14 protein-coding genes and 2 pseudogenes are annotated in these 18,119 nt (G+C 69.8%); 11 read left to right on the top strand and 5 right to left on the bottom strand.

The features are described from left to right. Nucleotides 1–8 precede the first annotated feature (8 nt). The 5 genes and pseudogenes from KUTG_RS61725 to KUTG_RS28140 all read left to right on the top strand — a co-directional run bounded on the left by KUTG_RS61725 (nt 9) and on the right by KUTG_RS28140 (nt 8,384). Nucleotides 9–920: a hypothetical protein gene (locus KUTG_RS61725; RefSeq protein WP_043721015.1), complete on the top strand. Its 912-nt coding sequence runs from the start codon at nt 9–11 to the stop codon at nt 918–920. Then, nucleotides 865–1,737, top strand: coding sequence for a helicase-associated domain-containing protein (locus tag KUTG_RS61720; protein ID WP_043721013.1), 873 nt, complete (start codon nt 865–867; stop codon nt 1,735–1,737). The genes KUTG_RS61725 and KUTG_RS61720 overlap by 56 nt, the downstream gene beginning before the upstream one ends. Then, the gene (locus KUTG_RS28150) at nt 1,734–2,660 is read left to right on the top strand and encodes an endonuclease/exonuclease/phosphatase family protein (RefSeq protein WP_198047330.1); all 927 of its coding nucleotides are present in this window, start codon (nt 1,734–1,736) and stop codon (nt 2,658–2,660) included. The genes KUTG_RS61720 and KUTG_RS28150 overlap by 4 nt, the downstream gene beginning before the upstream one ends. Nucleotides 2,661–2,732: 72 nt before the next feature. Further along, nucleotides 2,733–4,784: a DNA gyrase/topoisomerase IV subunit B gene (locus tag KUTG_RS28145; RefSeq protein WP_043721010.1), complete on the top strand. Its 2,052-nt coding sequence runs from the start codon at nt 2,733–2,735 to the stop codon at nt 4,782–4,784. A 35-nt stretch (nt 4,785–4,819) separates the two neighbouring features. Beyond that, a pseudogene (locus KUTG_RS28140) lies at nt 4,820–8,384 on the top strand (DNA topoisomerase (ATP-hydrolyzing)). 258 nt (nt 8,385–8,642) lie between these two features. Here KUTG_RS28140 and KUTG_RS28135 read toward each other — a convergent pair. Both KUTG_RS28135 and KUTG_RS28130 read right to left on the bottom strand, forming a co-directional pair. Further along, on the bottom strand, nt 8,643–9,827 hold the full coding sequence (locus tag KUTG_RS28135; protein ID WP_043721008.1) for an FAD-dependent oxidoreductase: 1,185 nt from the start codon (nt 9,825–9,827) through the stop codon (nt 8,643–8,645). Beyond that, nucleotides 9,824–10,417 (bottom strand): PadR family transcriptional regulator, encoded by a 594-nt coding sequence (locus KUTG_RS28130; RefSeq protein ID WP_043730889.1) that lies wholly within the window; start codon nt 10,415–10,417, stop codon nt 9,824–9,826. The genes KUTG_RS28135 and KUTG_RS28130 overlap by 4 nt, the downstream gene beginning before the upstream one ends. A gap of 194 nt (nt 10,418–10,611) precedes the next feature. Here KUTG_RS28130 and lysA point away from each other — a divergent pair, with 194 nt between their 5' ends. Beyond that, nucleotides 10,612–11,949: a diaminopimelate decarboxylase gene (gene lysA, locus KUTG_RS28125; RefSeq protein ID WP_043721006.1), complete on the top strand. Its 1,338-nt coding sequence runs from the start codon at nt 10,612–10,614 to the stop codon at nt 11,947–11,949. A gap of 64 nt (nt 11,950–12,013) precedes the next feature. Here the strand turns inward: lysA and KUTG_RS28120 are convergent, their stop codons facing one another. Further along, nucleotides 12,014–13,237 (bottom strand): integrase catalytic domain-containing protein, encoded by a 1,224-nt coding sequence (locus tag KUTG_RS28120; protein ID WP_157494705.1) that lies wholly within the window; start codon nt 13,235–13,237, stop codon nt 12,014–12,016. 332 nt (nt 13,238–13,569) lie between these two features. Between KUTG_RS28120 and KUTG_RS28115 the strand changes: the two genes are divergently transcribed. Beyond that, nucleotides 13,570–14,076, top strand: a complete 507-nt coding sequence (locus KUTG_RS28115) for a macro domain-containing protein (protein WP_043721004.1) — start codon at nt 13,570–13,572, stop codon at nt 14,074–14,076. 325 nt (nt 14,077–14,401) lie between these two features. Here the strand turns inward: KUTG_RS28115 and KUTG_RS28110 are convergent, their stop codons facing one another. Both KUTG_RS28110 and KUTG_RS28105 read right to left on the bottom strand, forming a co-directional pair. Further along, the gene (locus tag KUTG_RS28110; RefSeq protein WP_043721002.1) at nt 14,402–14,710 is read right to left on the bottom strand and encodes a hypothetical protein; all 309 of its coding nucleotides are present in this window, start codon (nt 14,708–14,710) and stop codon (nt 14,402–14,404) included. After that, nucleotides 14,707–15,000: a hypothetical protein gene (locus KUTG_RS28105; RefSeq protein ID WP_043721000.1), complete on the bottom strand. Its 294-nt coding sequence runs from the start codon at nt 14,998–15,000 to the stop codon at nt 14,707–14,709. Before KUTG_RS28105 ends, KUTG_RS28110 begins: the two co-directional genes overlap by 4 nt. A 105-nt stretch (nt 15,001–15,105) precedes the next feature. On the opposite strand from KUTG_RS28105, the gene dusB reads away from it, so the two are divergent. From dusB to KUTG_RS63990, 4 genes and pseudogenes are all read left to right on the top strand, one after another. Continuing rightward, nucleotides 15,106–16,239: a tRNA dihydrouridine synthase DusB gene (gene dusB, locus KUTG_RS28100; RefSeq protein ID WP_043720998.1), complete on the top strand. Its 1,134-nt coding sequence runs from the start codon at nt 15,106–15,108 to the stop codon at nt 16,237–16,239. Beyond that, nucleotides 16,232–16,663, top strand: a complete 432-nt coding sequence (locus KUTG_RS28095) for a hypothetical protein (protein ID WP_043720996.1) — start codon at nt 16,232–16,234, stop codon at nt 16,661–16,663. Before dusB ends, KUTG_RS28095 begins: the two co-directional genes overlap by 8 nt. Nucleotides 16,664–16,817: 154 nt before the next feature. Then, complete coding sequence (locus KUTG_RS28090) at nt 16,818–17,633, top strand: GGDEF domain-containing protein (RefSeq protein ID WP_052396693.1); 816 nt, start codon at nt 16,818–16,820, stop codon at nt 17,631–17,633. Nucleotides 17,634–17,872: 239 nt separating this feature from the next. After that, nucleotides 17,873–18,119: pseudogene (locus tag KUTG_RS63990) on the top strand (hypothetical protein); the annotation flags it as partial.

Here is an 18,119-nt window from a genome sequence, read left to right as displayed (position 1 = left end):
TTGGCCGGGTGGAGTTCGACGAGTACCTGGCCGGTCTGGGCGAGCCGGCGCTGGCCGCGCTGCTCCGGGCCCGGCCGGACGTGCTCGTCGAGCCCGTGCCACGCGGCTTTGCCCAGTTGGCGCAGCGCCTGTCCAGCGCATCGTCGCTGGTCGCGGTGTTGCAGACGCTGAACCGGGACCAGCTGGTGGCCGGCGAGGCGATCACCGCCGGCCGGCAGCACGAGCTCGACCGGGGGCTGTTCCGGACGGTGCTGCCCCAGCTCAAGGCCCTGGGCCTGGTCTGGGGCACGGACCTGCGCCTGCCGCCGCTGCTGGCCCATCACTGGTCGCAGGACCAGGGACACGGCATCGAGCTGACGGGTCCGCCGGCGCTGCCCCTGACCAGCGCGGATGCCGACGCGTTGGGCCGAGCGGCCCAAGCGGCCGCGGCGGCCGTGCTCGACGGCGTCACATCGCTGCTGGACAAGGCAACCTCCCGGCCGATCACGGCGTTGCAGAAGGGTGGCATCGGATCCAGGGAACTGTCCCGGCTGGCCCGCGAACTCGCGGCCGAGCCGGGATCGGTGGCGCTGTGGCTCGACGTCGCCGGCGCGTCCGGACTGCTGGGGACGGTCGACGAGGGCTTCGCGCCCACCACGGACTACCCGGGGGCGGAAAAGAGGTCCGGCCCGGCGGTGGTCGCAGCTCGCCGTGGCGTGGTATTCGCGGCCCGAGGGCGGCCCGGTGCGCCACGCCCTGCTGACGGGCGGCGGCCGGCGGCGTGTCGGTCAAGGGCCGTCGCCGCGCAGATCGACTGGTTCTGCCCCCAGCCGGGGCGACCAGGACGTCGGCGCGGCGCGGCGGGAGGCGGAGCTGCTGGGCGCGGTGGCCGCCGACACCCTCACCGAGCTGGGCGAATTCCTCATCGGCCGTCTCGATGAGGTGGTGCTGCCCGAACCGGCCGACGGTGTGATCATCCAGTCCGATCTCACGGCCGTGGTGACCGGCAAGGCTCCGGCGGCGATCGCAGCCGCTGCCGTGCGCGAGGCCGGGGCGGTGTGGCGGTTCACCGCGGCCAGCGTCCGGTCCGCGTTGGACGCCGGCTGGCTGGCGGCAGACCTGCTGCGGGAGTTGGGGCCCGTGCCGCAGCCGCTGGAATACCTGATCAACGACGTGGACCGGCGGCACGGGCACGTCCGCGTGCGAGAGGTCCGCTGCTGCGTGACGGCCGACGAGGCGACAGCGGCCGAGATCGCGCATCGGCTGCCCGGCTTCACCTTGCTGGCCCCGACCGTGCTGTCCAGTTCGGACAGTCCCGCGAACGTGTTGGCGCTGCTGCGAAAGGCCGGCTACGCGCCGATCGGCGAGAGCCCGGCCGGCGCGGTAGTGGTGGAGCGCAAGGCCGAACACCGCGCCGTGCCGACCGCGCCGGCGGACCGGGACACCCTCGGCGCCGACGAACTGGCCGCCCGGCTGGTCGCCGAGCCGCACGTCCCGATCGAGGGCGGTCCCACCTTCGACCGCCTCACCCGGCAGAATCGGACCTTGAGCCAGGTCGAGCTGGCGCTGCTGGCCGACGCGATCGACCGCGAGGGGGACGTGGTGATCGGATACCGGGACCGCACCGGCAACCGCACGGTACGCCGCATTCGTCCGGAACAACTGCTGACCGGCTGGCTGGACTCGTGGTGCTACCTGCGCGAGGACGAGCGGGAGTTCGCCGTGGCCAACATCGAATCGGTCGAGGCCGCCCGGTGACCGTCGGACGCAGAGCGGCGCTGATCGCCTGCGCCGTGATGCTGGCCGGCATCGCCGTGCTCGCCGTCACACGCGTCTTCGGCCTCGACGACGGCACCTACCTGGCCGTTCCGATCGCGCTGCTGCCCTACGCCGGGCTGCTCACCGCCGCCCTGCTGGTGACGTTGCTGGCCGTTCGCGGCCGGTGGCTGACGGTGGCCGCGGCGGCGCTGCTCGTGCTGCAGATCGCCTGGTTCGTGCCGCGTTTCGTGCGCGACCACCAGCCCGTGCCGGACGGCGCCCCGCGCATCCGGGTCGGCACCGTCAACACCCATCGCGGCCAGGTCGACCCGAAGGCCCTGGTCGCGCTGGCCCGCTCCCAGAACCTGGACGTGCTGGTCGCCGAGGAGCTGGACGCGCCGGCGATCAAGACGCTGGACGCCGCCGGCATGGACCGGCTCATGCCGTTCCGGGAACTGCACCCGGAGAACGACACCTCCATCTTCACCAGGCTGCCGATCGTGCGCGGCGGGCCCGCCGACCTGCCCACCACCTGGCCGCAGACCCAGGTCACCGTGAGCGTGTTGGGTCACGAGATCCCGATAACGGGCGTGCACACGTACTATCCTGTCGGAGGTCCGGGGCTCTGGGCCCAGGACATGTCGGCGCTGCGGGCCGCGGCCGGCCGGGACGCGATCGTGCTCGGCGACTTCAACGCCACCGTCGATCACTCGCCGCTGCGCTCGCTGCTGGCGGCCGGGTTGGTCGACACGCACGCCGAGCTGGGCCGGGGCTGGGCGCCGACGTGGCCGGCGGACTTCCCGCTGGTCCAGATCGACCACGTGCTGCACGGTCCCGGACTGGCCGCGGTGTCCGCGAGCGAACACCTGCTGCCGGGCACGGATCACCGGGCGGTCGTGGCCGAACTGGCGCTGCTGGACTGAGTTGTCAGGGCCGGGGGCTACCCTCGGCGTTGTTTGGGCATTGGGCTAGAGACGATCTGGGAGAAAGACCCTGTGACCGCTGAGACTCTTTACGGGGCCGACGACCTGACGCACCTGGAGGGTCTTGAGGCGGTCCGCAAGCGGCCCGGCATGTACATCGGGTCCACCGACAGCCGGGGCATCAACCACCTGTTCACCGAGGTGGTCGACAACTCGACCGACGAGGGCATCGGCGGCTTCGCCACGCGGATCGTGGTCACCCTGCACGCCGACGGCAGCGTCCAGGTCGACGACGACGGCCGCGGCATCCCCACCGGGGTGCACGCCAAGTCCGGCCTGTCCGGCGTCGAGCTGGTGCTGACCCGGCTGCACGCCGGCGGCAAGTTCGGCGGCTCCGGCTACAAGACCTCCGGCGGCCTGCACGGCGTCGGCGCGTCCGCGGTCAACGCCCTGTCGCACCGCTTCGACGTCACCGTGAAGCAGCTCGGCAAGGTGCACCAGATGTCCTTCGCCCACGGCGTGCCCGGCGTGTTCGACGCGCCCGGTCCCAAGGCGAAGTTCACCCAGCAGTCCGGCCTCCAGGTCACCGGCAAGATGAAGCGCGGCGAGTCCAGCGGCACGTCCATCCGGTACTGGTACGACACTCGGTACTTCGAGAACGGCGCCGCGCTGGACGTCGAAGCCGTGCGGGCCAAGCTGCGCAACACCGCTTTCCTCGTGCCGGGCGTGACGTATGTGCTGCGCGACGCCACCGACGGCGCCATCGTCGAGGAGTCGTTCCACTACCCGCACGGGCTCTCGGACATGGTCGACTTCCTGTCCCCGTCCGGCGAGAAACCCGTCTCCGGCACGCTGTTGGTCAACGGCGAGGGCACCTACTTCGAGAACGCCGCCGACGAGAACGGCGTCATGCGGTCCAAAGTGGAGCGTGTCGCCGAGGTCGAGGTGGCGCTGCGCTGGGGAACCGGCTACGAGCGCACCGTGGAGTGCTTCACCAACACCATCCGCAACATGCACGGCGGCACCCACCGCCGCGGCTTCGACCGCGCCGTCACCAAGGCCGTGCAGGACGCCATCTCCAAGACCCGCGGGCTGCTCAAGCCCAAGGAGGACATGCCGACGCTGGAGGACGTGCTGGAGGGCATGACCGCCGTCATCCACGTCCGCATCCCCGAGCCGCAGTTCACCTCGCAGACCAAGGACGAGCTGTCCACCGCCGGCATCACCAAGGTGATCCAGGGCGTCGTCGAGCGGCACGTCAAGGCGTGGACCGAGGACAAGCGCACCAAGACCGAGGCCAAGACCGTGCTGCAGAAGGTGGTCGACGCCGCGCGCGTTCGGCTGACCCAGAAGCACCAGAAGGACGCCGCCCGGCGCAAGACCGCGCTGGAGGGCGCGGCCATGCCGCCCAAGCTGGTCGACTGCCGCACCACCGGCGTCGCCCGCAGCGAGCTGTTCCTGGTGGAGGGCGACTCCGCCCTCGGCTCGGCCCGAATGGCCAGAGTGTCGGAGTATCAAGCACTTCTGCCGCTGCGGGGCAAGATTCTCAACGTGCAGAAGGCCAATCTGGCCGACACCCTGCGCAACGCCGAGATCGCCTCCATCGTGCAGGTCCTCGGCGCCGGCACCGGCCGCACCTTCGACCTGCCGGCCATGCGCTACGGCCGGGTGATCCTGATGGCCGACGCCGATGTCGACGGCTCGCACATCCGCACCCTGCTGATCACCCTGTTCGCCAAGTACATGCGGCCGGTGATCGAGGACGGCCGGCTGTACGCCGCCATGCCGCCCCTGCACAAGCTCACCACCAAGGGACGCAACAGCGAGACCGTCTTCACCTTCACCCAGCGGGAGATGGAGACCAAGCTCTCCGAGCTGGAGAAGGCCGGCAAGCAGGTTGTCACGCCCGTGCCCCGGTTCAAGGGCCTCGGCGAGATGGACGCCGACGAGCTCTGGCACACCACCATGAACCCGGCCACCCGCTCCGTTCGTCGGATCACGCTCACCGACGTCGAGGCCGCCGAGCAGACGCTGGAGCTGCTGATGGGCGAGAAGGTCGAGCCGCGCCGCAACTGGCTCGTCGACGCGGCCGGCCGCGTCGACCAGGCCGCGATCGACATCTGACCGGTCCGCTTCTCAGCTAGGAGAACAGGCAAGACATGGCACGCCGCAGCAAGGGCACCGTGACCAAGGTGGACCCGTCGGCCTTCGACCGCGCCGGCGCCACCGTGCTGGACATCCCGGTCACCAACGAGATCGAGGACTCCTACCTGGAGTACGCCTACTCGGTCATCCACTCCCGCGCGCTGCCCGACGCGCGCGACGGCCTCAAGCCCGTGCACCGCCGCATCCTGTACTCCATGCACGAGCAGGGTTACCGGCCCACGCACGCCTACGTGAAGTCCTCCCGCGTCGTCGGCGACTGCTTCGTGCGCGGCACGCTCGTGTCCACGCCGACGGGCTTGCGCCGCATCGAGGAGATCGAGGTCGGCGAGCAGGTGCTGGACGCCTCAGGCGCATCGGTGCCCGTGGTCGCCGCCTACGAGAATCCGGTCTCCGAGCTGGTGCGGATCACGTGGTCCAACGGGCACAGCATGGTCGTGACGCCCGGCCAACGTTTCCGCACCGTCGCCGAGGACCTGACCGTCGAGTGGACGGACGCGCGGGACCTGGCCGGCCGGCAGACGCTCGGCTACGGCCGCGGTCGGTCGGCGAACGAGCCGACCGGCGGCGACGCGTACAGCTACGTGCTCGGTCTGCTCGTCGCCGAGGGCTTCCCGGTCGATCGTGCCGGCGACGCGGACGGTCGCGTCCGCATCCACATGTGCGACCCGGAGCCGATCGACGTCGCCCACGGCTGGGCGATCGAGGCCAACCTGAATGTCTCGCGTGGCAAGCGGGTGGCGAAGAACCCGCGACACCGGGACCAGCACATCCTCACCTTCGCCCGGCACGACGGTCTCCTCGATGCCACGACTCCGCTCAGCAACGACAAGGTCGTGCCGACGAGCGTGCTGGCCGACCGGTCGCGGTGGGCGTCCTTCCTCGCCGGGCTGTACGACGGCGACGGTTACGTACGCAAGCGCAACCGCGAGATCGTCTACGTCAGCACCAGCGAAGGCCTGGTCCGTCAGGTCTACTCGATGCTCGCCGACATGGGCATCCACGGCCACCATTGGTCTCAAGCAAAGCCGACCGGCCACAGGACAATGTTCGGCCTCTCGGTCGCCGGCAGTGACGCCGCCGTGCTCGCCCGATTCCTGCTGCGCTGGTCGAAGATCGGCTCCAAGCGCGACGACCTGTGGCGCCTGACCGAGATCGCTCGTGGCGAGCTGGGCAACGACCCACACGGCAACTCCACCACCGACCGGCTCGACGAGCTCGCGGGATTCTCCTTTCTCACGGTCGAATCCGTGGCGTCGGTGGACTCCGACACCACCTTCGACATTCAGGTCGGCAGCGACGAGCACGCCTTCGTGACCGAGGGCTTCGTCGTGCACAACTGCATGGGCAAGTACCACCCGCACGGCGACCTGGCCATCTACGACGCCATGGTGCGGATGGCGCAGGACTTCTCGCTGAACGCGCCGCTGATCGACGGGCACGGCAACTTCGGGTCGCCGGACGACGGACCGGCCGCCTCGCGGTACACCGAGGCGCGGATGTCCAACGAGGCCATGCTGTTGGTGGGCGAGCTGGGCGAGGACACGGTCGACTTCCGGCCCAACTACGACGGGTCGCTGGAGGAGCCGTCGGTGATGCCGGCGGCGTTCCCGAACCTGTTGGTCAACGGCACGTCGGGGATCGCGGTGGGGCATGGCCACCAACATGATCCCGCACAACCTGGGCGAGGTCGTGGCGGCGGCGCGGTGGCTGATCAGCCACCCGGACGCCTCGCTGGACAAACTGATGGAGTTCGTGCCGGGGCCGGACCTGCCGACCGGCGGCATGCTGCTGGGCCTGGACGAGGTGCGCAAGGCGTACGAGACGGGCCGCGGCGTGGTGCGGATGCGGGCCAGGGCCGAGACGGGGCCGCTGGAGGGCAGCCGGGGCCGGCAGGCGATCACGGTGACCGAGCTGCCGTACGGCGTCGGCCCGGAGAAGATCATCGAGAAGATCACCGACGAGGTGAACAAGTCCAAGCGCCTCACCGGCATCGCCGACGTGAAGGACCTGACCGACCGGGAGAACGGCACCCGGCTGGTGATCGAGTGCAAGGTCGGCGTGAACCCGCAGGCGCTGCTGGCCGACCTGTACCGGCTGACGCCGCTGGAGCAGTCCTTCGGCATCAACAACCTGGTGCTGGTCGACGGGCAGCCGCAGACGCTGGGCCTCAAGGCGCTGCTGGAGGTGTTCCTCAAGCACCGCTACGAGGTCGTCACCCGGCGGACCCGCTACCGCAAGCGCAAGCGCGAGGAGCGGCTGCACCTGGTCGAGGGTCTGCTCAAGGCGCTGCTGGACATCGACAAGGTGATCCGGCTGATCCGCAACAGCGACAACGCCCAGGCCGCCCGCGACGGCCTGATGAAGCAGTTCAGGCTGTCGGAGATCCAGGCCTCGTACATCCTGGACACGCCGCTGCGCCGGCTGACCAAGTACGACAAGATCGAGCTGGAGTCGGAGCAGGAGAAGCTGGCCGGCGAGATCGCCGAGCTGGCCAAGATCCTGGACGACCCGGCGGTGCTGCGCAAGGTCGTGTCGACCGAGCTGGCCAAGGTGACCAAGGACGTCACCTGGGAGCGTCGGACCGCGCTGATCGACGGCGACCTCAAGGAGGTGCTGGCGGCGTCCAAGCCGGCCGGTCCCCTGGAGGTGGCCGACGACCCGTGCCAGGTTCTGTTGTCCGCCACGAGTTTGGTGGCTCGCACGGCCGCCGAGTCGGAGGAGGCGTCGGAGGCACGGCGGCGTAACGGCCGGGCCCGCAACGACGCCGTCGCCGCCGTGGTGCACACCACCGCCCGTGGGCAGATCCTGGTCGTCACCAGCAAGGGCCGCGCGTTCAAGACGGATGTGCTGCCGCTGCCGGTGTTGCCCGAGCAGGTCGGCACCGTGTCGCTGAGCGGCGGCATGGCGGCCAGTGAGCTCGTGCCGCTGGACAAGGGCGAACGGGTCATCACCATCGCGCCGCTGACCGACACCGAGTCGCCGGGTCTGGCCATGGGCACCGCGCAGGGCGTGGTCAAGGTGTGCTCGCCGGAGTGGCCCGTGCGGTCCGACGAGTTCGAGGTGATCAGCCTGAAGGACGGCGACGAGATCGTCGGCGCCACCTGGCTTTCCGACGGCGCCGAGACCCTGGTCTTCGTCTCGTCCGACTCGTCTTTGCTGCGCTACGAGGCTTCGCTGGTTCGGCCGCAGGGCCTCAAGGGCGGCGGCATGGCCGGCATCAAGCTCGCCGGCGACGCCCACACCGTGTTCTTCGCCGCCGTCCGCACCGACGACGAGGAGCACGGCGAGCCCATGGTCGTCACCGCCACCGGCAACTCCGTCAAGGTCACGCCGTTCGCCGAGTACCCGCCCAAGGGCCGGGCCACCGGCGGCGTGCGTTCGCACCGCTTCCTCAAGGGCGAGGCCGGTCTGCGTCTGGCCTGGATCGGTTCCCGCCCGGCCGGCTCCACCGACACCGGCTCGTCGGTCGAGCTGCCCGAGGTGGACATCCGCCGCGACGGCTCCGGCCACCCGCACCCGGGTCCGGACGTCGTGGGCCACCTGATCGAGCGCGGATAGTTTGTTGGGGACCTTTGCCTTCCAGACAGATTGACCGAATCCGCACCGGACGGCGCCAAGCTCACACGGGCTAATCGCATCATATCCGGAACCCGGCGCGCATTCGATTATAACTAGACCGTGTTAAGAAGGGCGGGTTTTCAAGGGCCGGTTCGCTTTCGCTTGGGGAGGGGCCCCTGCGAACCGCCCCGGGACTGTACTAAAACGTACAAGCCCCATCCTCGGCCGCCTGGTCGGCCGAGCCCCTCCCCCGGGCTTCTAGGCGTGCACCTTCGCGTCCCAGTCGATGCGGTGGCGGTGCAGCCAGCCGAACATCTTCTCCGGCTTCATGAACAGCTTCATCGCGATCGGCGCCAGCACGCCGATCACCGCCTGGCCGATGCGGCCGTTCACCTTGTCCTGGTTGGTCTTCTCGCCCTGCTCGGCGACCTTCTCCACGCGAGCCCGGCGCAGCTTCTCGTACGCCTCGAACGCCTGCGGCACGGGCAGGTCGCGCAGGCAGCGGGCCAGCTCGATGGCGCTCTCGATGGACATCGAGGCGCCCTGGCCGGTGCTGTTGGACGGCACGTGCGCGGCGTCGCCGACGAGCACGATGCGGTCGGTGTGCCAGCGTGGCGCGCTGGGCATGATGTGCATGCCGCCCAGCACGACCATGCCGTCCGGGGTGGCCTTGGCCAGGATGCCGTGCGCCGGGTAGTCGTCGCCGTAGAGCTCGCGCATGCGGCGCAGCCATTCCTCCGCGCCGATGGCCCGCGCCTCGGCCCCGGTCATCGGCTCGCGGCTGGGCACGTTGGTGAACCAGCCGGTGTCACCCTCGGCTGTGAGGGCGTAGCCGAGAAATCCTCGCTTGCCCTGGGCGAAGTAGAACTCGCCCTCGGCCAGGCCGAAGTCGTTGCCCGGCACGGAGCCGCCGAAGCCGAGCAGGCCGGTGTAGCGCGGCCCCGGTGCGTTCGGGTCGATCAGCTTGCGGACCGTCGAGTGCACGCCGTCCGCGCCGAGCAGCACGTCGCCGGTGGCGGTGCTGCCGTCGGCGAAGTGGGCCGTGACGCCGTCGGCGGTCTCGGCGACGTCCACCAGCCGCTTGCCGTGATGGATCTTGATGCCGGCCTCGACGGCCCGCTCGGCCAGCAGTCCGCACAGGTCCGACCGCATCGCCAGCTGGCTCGGGTTGTCCGCGTCCAGCTCGTCGAACGCGCCGAACCGCTTGCCCCGGCCGTCGGTCATCACCATGCGCTGGTTGGGCCGTCCGATGGCCCGCAGATCGGCGTCCAGCCCGAGGATGCCGAGCGCGTTGACGCCGTTCGGCGCGATCATGAGCCAGCCGCCGGCATTGTCGGCGTTCTGTTCGTACGCCTCGAAGATCTCGGCCTCGATGCCGGCCTTGCGCAGCGCGAGCGCCGCGACCGGACCGGTGATGCCGCCCCCGATGATCAGTGCTTTCATGTCGTCCCCCTGAAGTATTCCTGCCACATCCGGTCGTACTGCGGGTCCCGCAGCCGTTCGGCCAGGCTCGCCACGTAACCGCGCTCCGCCTCGCGCATCGCGAGCCGGTACTCCTCCTCGATCAGGAACCACCAGTCCACGCCCTGCTCCCGGGCCTGGCCGATGGCGTCGCCGATCTCCTTCGCCTGGGCCGTCAGCGTTTCCAGCCGCCGGCCCAGCAGTTCCACCGTCTCCGCCGGCGGCAGCACCACTAGCAGCGACAGCGCCACCCCGAAGCTCGGGTACTCGTGCACCGGCGTGGTGACCAGCTCACGCATCCAGTCGTACAGCTCGGTCCGCCCGGCCTCGGTGACCGCGTACAACGTCCGCTCAGGCCGCTGGGTGTCGCGGACCGTTTCGTGCTCGACGATGAAACCCGCCTTGGTCAGCTGCTCCACCACCATGTAGAGCGAGCCTCGGTTGTACTTGATGTCCCGGTCCTTGCCGTGCTCCTTGAGCCGGCGCCCCATCTCGTAGGGGTGCATGGGCTCGATGAGCAGTTCGGCCAGCACGGCCAGCGCCAGCGGATTGGACACCTTGCGTCGTTTCACCGTCACTCCAATTGGTCAGGATCAACTATCCATGCATGACTAGTCAGTGTCAACTATGTGGCCGGGGCCACCCGGCCGTCACCATCGCGACAACGTGCCCGCCGCGGGCGTCATGACCGCGTACACAACCCTGCCCACCTGCGGTTTCCGGAGTGTCCTTGGGGTGCTCAGTCCGATCTGCACCGGAGGACACGATGACCCTCGCCGAGCTGATACCCACGCTGGGTGAGTCGCTGCGCGGACGCCTCGAGCCCGGGATCTGGCCGCTGTCCACCGCGCACGGCGTCGACGGCGACCTGCTGCTCGGCGGCGTCCCGCTCACCCAGCTCGCCGCCCGCTTCGGCACGCCCGCCTACCTGCTCGACGAGGCGACCGTGCGGCGGCACTGCCGCGACTACCGGTCCGCGCTGCCCGACGTCGAGATCGCCTACGCCGGCAAGTCCATGATCAGCCGCGGGGTGCTGCGGTGGATCGCCGACGAGGGCCTGTCGCTCGACGTCTGCTCGGCCGGCGAGCTCGCCGTCGCCCGCTCCATCGCCTTCCCCGCCTCCCGCATCGTCTTCCACGGCAACGTGAAGACCCCCGAGGACCTCAAGGCCGCCATCGGCTACGGCGTCGATCGCATCGTCGTCGACTCCCTCGACGAGATCGAGCAACTCGGCGCGCTCGCCCGGTATCCCCAGAACGTCCTGATCCGGGTCACTCCCGGCGTCGACGCCCACACCCACAAGGCCATCGCCACCGGCGTCGAGGACCAGAAGTTCGGCTTCTCCCTCGCTTCCGGCGCCGCCCTCGACGCCGTCGGCCGCGTGCGGGCCCAGCCCAGCCTCCGCCTCGTCGGCCTGCACTGCCACATCGGCTCCCAGGTCTCTCGCGTCGCCAGCTTCGAGGAGGCCGCCCGCCGCATGGTCGGCTTCCTGGCCGTCCTTCAGATCAGGTACGGGATCACCTTGCCCCAGCTCGATCTCGGCGGCGGCCATGCCGTCCCCTACCGCCCCGGCGACCCTTCCTTCGACCTCCGCGGCTACGCCGACCGTCTCCTCCGTGCCGTCAATTACGAGTGCTCCTCACACCGTCTTCCCTTTCCCCGCCTCACCATCGAGCCCGGCCGGGCCATCGTCGCCTCCGCCGGCGTCACCCTCTACCGCGTCGTCACCGTCAAGCACGGCACTTCTCGCACCTTCGTCGCCGTCGACGGCGGCATGAGCGACAACCCCCGCCCTTCCCTCTACGGCGCCCGCTACTCCGTCCGCCCCGTCGGCCGCCACTTCTCCCCGATCTCCCACCCCGCCACCGTCGTCGGCCGCCACTGCGAGGCCGGCGACGTGCTGGCCGAGGACGTCCCCCTCCCCGCCGACCTCCGCGCCGGCGACCTCCTCGCCGTCCCCTGCACCGGCGCCTACCACCACTCCTTGGCCTCCAACTACAACATGGTCGGCCGCCCACCCGTCGTCTCCGTCCGCGACGGCGCCGCCCGCCTCCTCGTCCGCCGCGAGACCGAGGACGACCTCCTCTCCCGCGACCTCGGCTGACCCCGGTTATCCACAGCCCCCACCCGCCGACTCCCTCCATCCACAGGCAACCTGTTGCCTCATGTCAAGATGCCCGCTTGGGGGTAGTCGTTGCCTCACGAAGAATGCCCGCGTGGGCGAGGGCGGTGGCGAGGTGGGTGAGGTCGGGGGCGAGGACTTCGTGGGCCAGGGCGTCACACAGTGCGACGATCTCGCGGCGGAGGGCGGCGGGGTTGAGGCGCTGGTAGTGCTCGCGCAGGGCGTCGGTGTCGACGATGTCGACGGTGGTGTGGGTCAGGGTGCGTTGGTAGGGGGTTTGGGCGGTGTCGTGTTTCTTGTGGACGGTGGCGCCGTGGCGGGTTTTGGAGATCAGTTTCTGTTGCGGGGTGAAGAAGTTGATCTGGTCGCGGAGTAGGGCGTAGACGCCGTTGAGTAGGTCGAGTTGGGTCTCGCCGGTGTGGCGGTGGTAGCCGACGGTCTGGCGCACGACTGACCAGTTCTTCTGTTCGACGTGGGCGCCGTCGTTTTTGTGGCCGGGGCGGGCTCGGGTGAAGGTGATCTCGTGGTCGCGGCAGTAGGTCAGTAGGTGGGCGTTGATGAACTCGCTGCCGTTGTCGGAGTCGATGCCCAGCACGGGGAACGGGAACCCGGCCACGATCTGGTCGAGGGCGGCTAGGACCCAGACCTCGGCCTTGTTGCGCACGGCGCGGTTTTCGGTCCAGCCGGTGGCGATGTCGGTGACGGTCAGGGTCCAGGCGTGTTCGCCGGTGGCGTTGCCGCCGTCGTGGCTGACCAGGTCGATCTCCACGAAGCCGGGGTGGTCCTCGTCCCAGTCGGCCCAGGTGCGGATGGGAATCTGGGATTTGAGCAGGCTGCCGGGTTTGGTTCGGGCGCGGCCGTGGGGTTGCCAGCGGGCGCGGTCGGGGGCTAGGCGGCGGTCGATGGTGGCCGCGGACATGCGCGCCAGCTGGTAGCGGATCTCGTCGCTGATCGACAGCTCGCCGCAGGCCAGGAGGCGGTCGACGATGTCGGGGAGGAACGGGGCCAGGCGTTTGCCGCAGGGCGCGTCCAGGATCGCCCAGACCTTGCGTAGTGCCGTGATCACCTCGGGGCTGTACACGGGCTCGCGGGTTTTTCGTTGCGGAACACTGGGTTTCGGTCTGGGTGTGGTGCGCAGGGCTTTGCGGGCGTGGTCGCGGTGCCAGCCGGTCAACACGCACAATTCGTCCAAGATCCTGGCTTTGTCGGTCTTGGACGCTGATCGGTAGCGCCGGGCCAGCTGCCTGGTCACGGCCTCGCGTTCGCTCATCGTCAACCCCATCGATCACGATGAGTCACCGCTGCTGGTCAAGGTGAGATGCCACGCCGCCCGCGGGCATTCCTTCGTGAGGCAACGACTCATCCTCCCGGGCATTTTCAATGAGTCAACGCGGCAATTCGCCACCAAGATCCACATCCCGCCGCCTGGGTAGAATGGACGTGGGACGCCACCCCAGGGATGGGGTGGGGGCTGTTTCCTTGACGACGAGCCCAACGACGCAGCGGGGCCGTTTACCGCGGGGCTGATCCTTTTCACCCACAGCCGATCCGCCGACGGCGAACCCAGCCGTCACGGCGTCCGGCAGCCGTCACCATGCCTTCATGGCCGTGATCAAGGTTGTGCTCGGGGACATCACCCAGGAACGTGTCGACGCCATCGTCACCGCCGCCAACGAGTCCCTGCTCGGAGGCGGCGGGGTCGACGGCGCCATCCACCGCGCCGCCGGGCCTCGCCTCGCCCAGGCCGGCGGGGCCATCGCGCCCTGCGATCCCGGCGACGCCAAGGCCACTCCCGCCTTCAACCTCACCCCTCCGGTCAAGCACGTGATCCACACCGTCGGCCCGGTCTGGGAAGGCGGCTCCTACGGGGAAGCCGACCTCCTCGCCTCCTGCTACCGCCGCTGCCTGGAAGTGGCCGACGACCTCGGCGTCCACAGCATCGCCTTCCCCGCCATCGCCACCGGCATCTACGGCTTTCCCACCCCCGACGCCGCCCGCATCGCCCGCGTGACGCTCGCCGCCACCCCGACGAAGGTGGAACTGATCCGCTTGGTGGCCTTCGACGAGGAGACCTACGAAGCGCTCTCCGGCGGCTCGACCTCGTCCTGATCGGGGCCGCGGTAGCGGATCTCGATGCGCGGCGGCAGGACCCGGATGACAACGTCATCCCCTTGACGGGGCGGTCGTGTGGATCACCAGGCGCACCAGCATGTAGATCGCGACCGTCAGCACAGCCACGAACTACCAACCGGACAGCCCGACAAAGGCTTCGGTCAGCTCCCAACACCTGTCCGGTGACGGGCGCCTGGTCAGGTCGGACATCGGCAATCGTTGACTGGCGAGAGATTCAGAGCGGACTGCTTCCCGGATTGGATCTGACACCCTCTCTAGGCCAACCGGCTCGCTTGGCCGCAGAACAGCCGGAAACCGGCTGTCAGGGGTGGGGGCCGATCGTCACGATCGTGAGCTGGGCGTCGTCCGGCCCGTAGATCCACCAGATCCGCCACGCCGAAGGGGTCTTGTTCTCCACGTAGGACTCCCACAGCGTGGCTCCGCCGGGTCCCGGCACCGACTGATAGTCGTGCGAATGCGGCCCCGGGTGCCGGGGGCCGGCGTCCTGCAACAGGCGCAGTGCTTTGCGGACCTTCTTGAGCTTCGCCTCGTACTGCTTCTTGGCCCGCAGATCGTCGAGCACGCGCTCGGCTTCCCGGGTGTACAGCAGGCGGAACGGTGGAGCACTCACTCGTCGTCTGCGTCCTCATCGTCGGCCGTGACCCAGTCGAGGGACCGGGCCTTGCCCTCAGCGGCGTCGGCGAGACCGCGGAACAGGGATGCCCGCAGCTCGTCGTTCTCCCACACCAGCAACTCTCGCTTCGGGATGCTGGCCAGTGGCGTCAGCAGGATCGCGCCGTCGTCGTTCACGGACACGGCGTAGCGATCGTTCTTGTGCGCGCCGGCTTTGCCAACCGCTACTCGCGCACGTTCGTCCGCCGTGACTTCGGCCACCGGCCGGAAGTCGTCAAGCATGGTCATGGCGGCCCCCTCTCGACTCGGCAAGGATACCTAAGGTGTGGGTAAATGGGTAACCCCCCACCGGGGTGTTGTCGATGCGAGGTCACCGTCCCGCACAATGGAGGCATGAGCACATCGGCGAAGACCCTCCGGATCGGCCCGCACACGGTCGACCCGCCGGTGGTGCTCGCGCCGATGGCGGGGATCACCAACACGGCCTTCCGGCAGCTGTGCCGTCAGTACGGGGCGGGGCTGTACGTCTGCGAGATGATCACCAGCCGGGCGCTGGTCGAGCGCGACGCCACCACGATGCACATGATCACGTTCCACCCGGACGAGCGGCCCCGGTCGCTGCAGCTGTACGGGGTGGATCCGATGACGATGGGCAAAGCGGTCCAGATGATCGTGGACGAGGATCTGGCCGACCACGTCGACATGAACTTCGGGTGCCCGGTGCCAAAGGTGACGCGCAAGGGCGGGGGCGCGGCGCTGCCGTACAAGCGGCGGCTGTTCGGGGACATCGTGGGCGCGGCGGTGCGAGCGGCGGAGCCGGCGGGCATTCCGGTGACGGTGAAGTTCCGCATCGGCATCGACGACGACAACCTGACGTACCTGGACGCGGGCCGGATCGCGGAGGCGGAGGGGGCGCAAGCGGTTGCGCTGCACGCGAGGACGGCTTCGCAGCGGTACTCGGGGCAGGCGGACTGGTCGGCGATCGCCCGGCTGAAGGAGGCCGTGAAGACGATCCCGGTGCTGGGCAACGGGGACATCTTCAAGGCCCAGGACGCGCTGGACATGGTGGCGGCGACGGGCTGCGACGGTGTGGTGGTGGGCCGGGGCTGCCTGGGGCGGCCGTGGCTGTTCGGGGACCTGCAGGCGGCGTTCCGGGGCGAGCCGCTGCCGGCAGGACCGACGCTGGGCGGAGTGGCGCAGGTGCTGCGCCGGCACGCGGAGCTGCTGACCGAGCACTACGACGAGCACAAGGGCCTGCGGGACCTGCGCAAACACATGGCCTGGTACCTGCACGGCTTCCCGGTGGGCTCGACGCTGCGCCGGAGCTTCGCGATGGTGTCGAGCCTGCCGGAGTTGGACGACCTGATCGGACAGTTGGACCACGAAGTGCCGTTCCCGGCGGACGCGGAGGGCCCACGCGGGCGGCAGGGCTCGGCGGCGAAGGTGGTGCTGCCGGAGGGCTGGCTGGACGACCCGGAGGACGCCAGCGTGCCGGCCGGGGCCGAGATGATGCACAGCGGTGGCTGACGGAAGGCTCATCGCCCTGGCGGCGCTGGCCCTGACCGGCTGCACGGTCGCCGGGCAGGCCCAGCCGTCGCCGGATCCCGGCCTGGTGGCGGACTACTTCCACGACCTGGACACGGCGGCGGCGCAGGGCGTGCAGCAGGAGCAGGACTTCCTCAAGGCGACGCAGGTGCCGGCCTTCGCGGACCGGGTGTGCAGCCTGAACGGCGTGACGATCACGGCCACGCCGACGCTGTCGACGCTGCGGGCGGACCCGGGGTGGACGCCGCCGGGCTCGGACAAGCGGCTCACCGGCCAGGTCTATGTGGTGGCGGTGACGCTCACCATCCGTCAGGGGAACTCGGTGGTGGGCACGCAGATCGGTTCGCAGCGCGTGGTAGTTGACGGGGGAAGGACTTACGGCTTCGCCCCCTGTCCGGCGCAGTGACGGTACTCACATACGCCCATCCGTGTTACGCAGGGTCAGCGTTTTGGGCCACCGTTCGGTCAGCCAGTAGAGGGAAAAGCACACCGGCCACCCCTCCATGACTCAAGCCGCGCCGCCGCCAGGACGACACCACCTTCGTGAGGAGGTGAGCGCGGTGACCGCGTCATCACAGCCCGATGTCTCCGAGCCGACCGGCGAGCACGCCGACGGCGGACTGGTGAACCTGCACGAGAAGCTGGCGGGCCTGCTCGCCTCCCGCGGCCAGTGGCGCGAGGCGTACGACCACCTGCGGTCCGCGCTCGACCTGATCTACCGGGACAGCGCCGGCAGCACGCCGGCGGTGCCGGAGCAGCTGCGCCGCGAGGTGGACCGGCTGCGCCGTGAGCACGCCGAGGCCCACGAGCAGAGCATCCGTGACAGCCTCACGGCCAGCTACAACCGCCGCTACCTGGACCAACGCCTGGTGGCGATGTTGACGGAGCAGGTCGGGGCGATCGCGGTGGCGCTGGTCGACCTGGACTGGTTCAAGCAGGTGAACGACCGCTATGGGCACCTGGTGGGGGACCGGGTCCTCCAACAAGTCGTGGAACTTCTGCAGGTGGAGCTGCCGGAACCGGCGTTCTGCGCCCGCTACGGCGGCGAGGAGTTCGTGCTGGTGCTGCCGGACACCGACCAGGCGGCGGCGGTGGAGATCGCCGAGGCGGCCCGGGACCGGGTGGAGCGGCACGACTGGTCGGCGATGGCGCCGGGCCTGCGGGTCACGGTCAGCGCGGGCGTCGCCCACGAGGTCAGCGGCAGCTGCGAGAACGGGGCCGAGCACCAGCTGCTGCAGGCCGACAGCCTGCTGTATTCGGCCAAGCAGTCCGGACGCAACGCGGTCGCGTACCGCGAGAACGGCCGGGTGCGGCTGGCCGGGCCGGCCTCGGGGCGTCGGGCCATCGCCGATGTGCGGGTGGCCGGGCATTACTGAGCGCGTCGAGGGCTACTGACAGCAATGTTCCGCAACTCAAGTGCCCATTTGGCCTAACGGCCTGGGCGGTTTCGAGTACGAACCGTGTCAGAATTCCGGCTGCCTGTCGCTAGAACTAGCGGTCGTCCGTACTATCGCGTGCGCTGGGTGACGCGCCGCGATGTGCAACCTCTGTGGCCGCACCGACGTCAACTCGTGATGAACAGCCCGTATGGGCCGTGAGCCGGAAGGGAGCCTGGGTGCCCGACGATCCCCGCTTCGGCGGCACCGGTCCCGATGGTGCCGCGGACTCGTACGAGGCCCCCGACCAGGAGCCCACCGGACGCCGGAGCCGCAGGCGCAGGTCGATGGAGGCCTCGGGCGGCCTGAGCGTGTCGGACCTGGTGCAGCGGCACACGGGTTCGCGGCCGAATCTTCCTCGCCCGACCCCGCCCGACCCGGAGCCGCCGGCCGCGCAGCCGCCGCGCCGCCGGGCCCCGCAGGCCG

Source organism: Kutzneria sp. 744, assembly GCF_000568255.1.
Taxonomy (GTDB): Bacteria; Actinomycetota; Actinomycetes; order Mycobacteriales; family Pseudonocardiaceae; genus Kutzneria.
The sequence above is the reverse complement of the archived record's forward strand: the minus strand, read 5'-3'. Positions and strand labels throughout refer to the sequence as shown.

Excerpts from the sequence above, each read along its gene's own strand:
- KUTG_RS28135 (WP_043721008.1), bottom strand. The coding sequence starts at position 9,827 with ATGAAAGCACTGATCATCGGGGGCGGCATCACCGGTCCGGTCGCGGCG.
- lysA (WP_043721006.1), top strand. The coding sequence starts at position 10,612 with ATGACCCTCGCCGAGCTGATACCCACGCTGGGTGAGTCGCTGCGCGGA.
- KUTG_RS28120 (WP_157494705.1), bottom strand. The coding sequence starts at position 13,237 with ATGAGCGAACGCGAGGCCGTGACCAGGCAGCTGGCCCGGCGCTACCGA.
- KUTG_RS28115 (WP_043721004.1), top strand. The coding sequence starts at position 13,570 with ATGGCCGTGATCAAGGTTGTGCTCGGGGACATCACCCAGGAACGTGTC.
- KUTG_RS28105 (WP_043721000.1), bottom strand. The coding sequence starts at position 15,000 with ATGACCATGCTTGACGACTTCCGGCCGGTGGCCGAAGTCACGGCGGAC.
- dusB (WP_043720998.1), top strand. The coding sequence starts at position 15,106 with ATGAGCACATCGGCGAAGACCCTCCGGATCGGCCCGCACACGGTCGAC.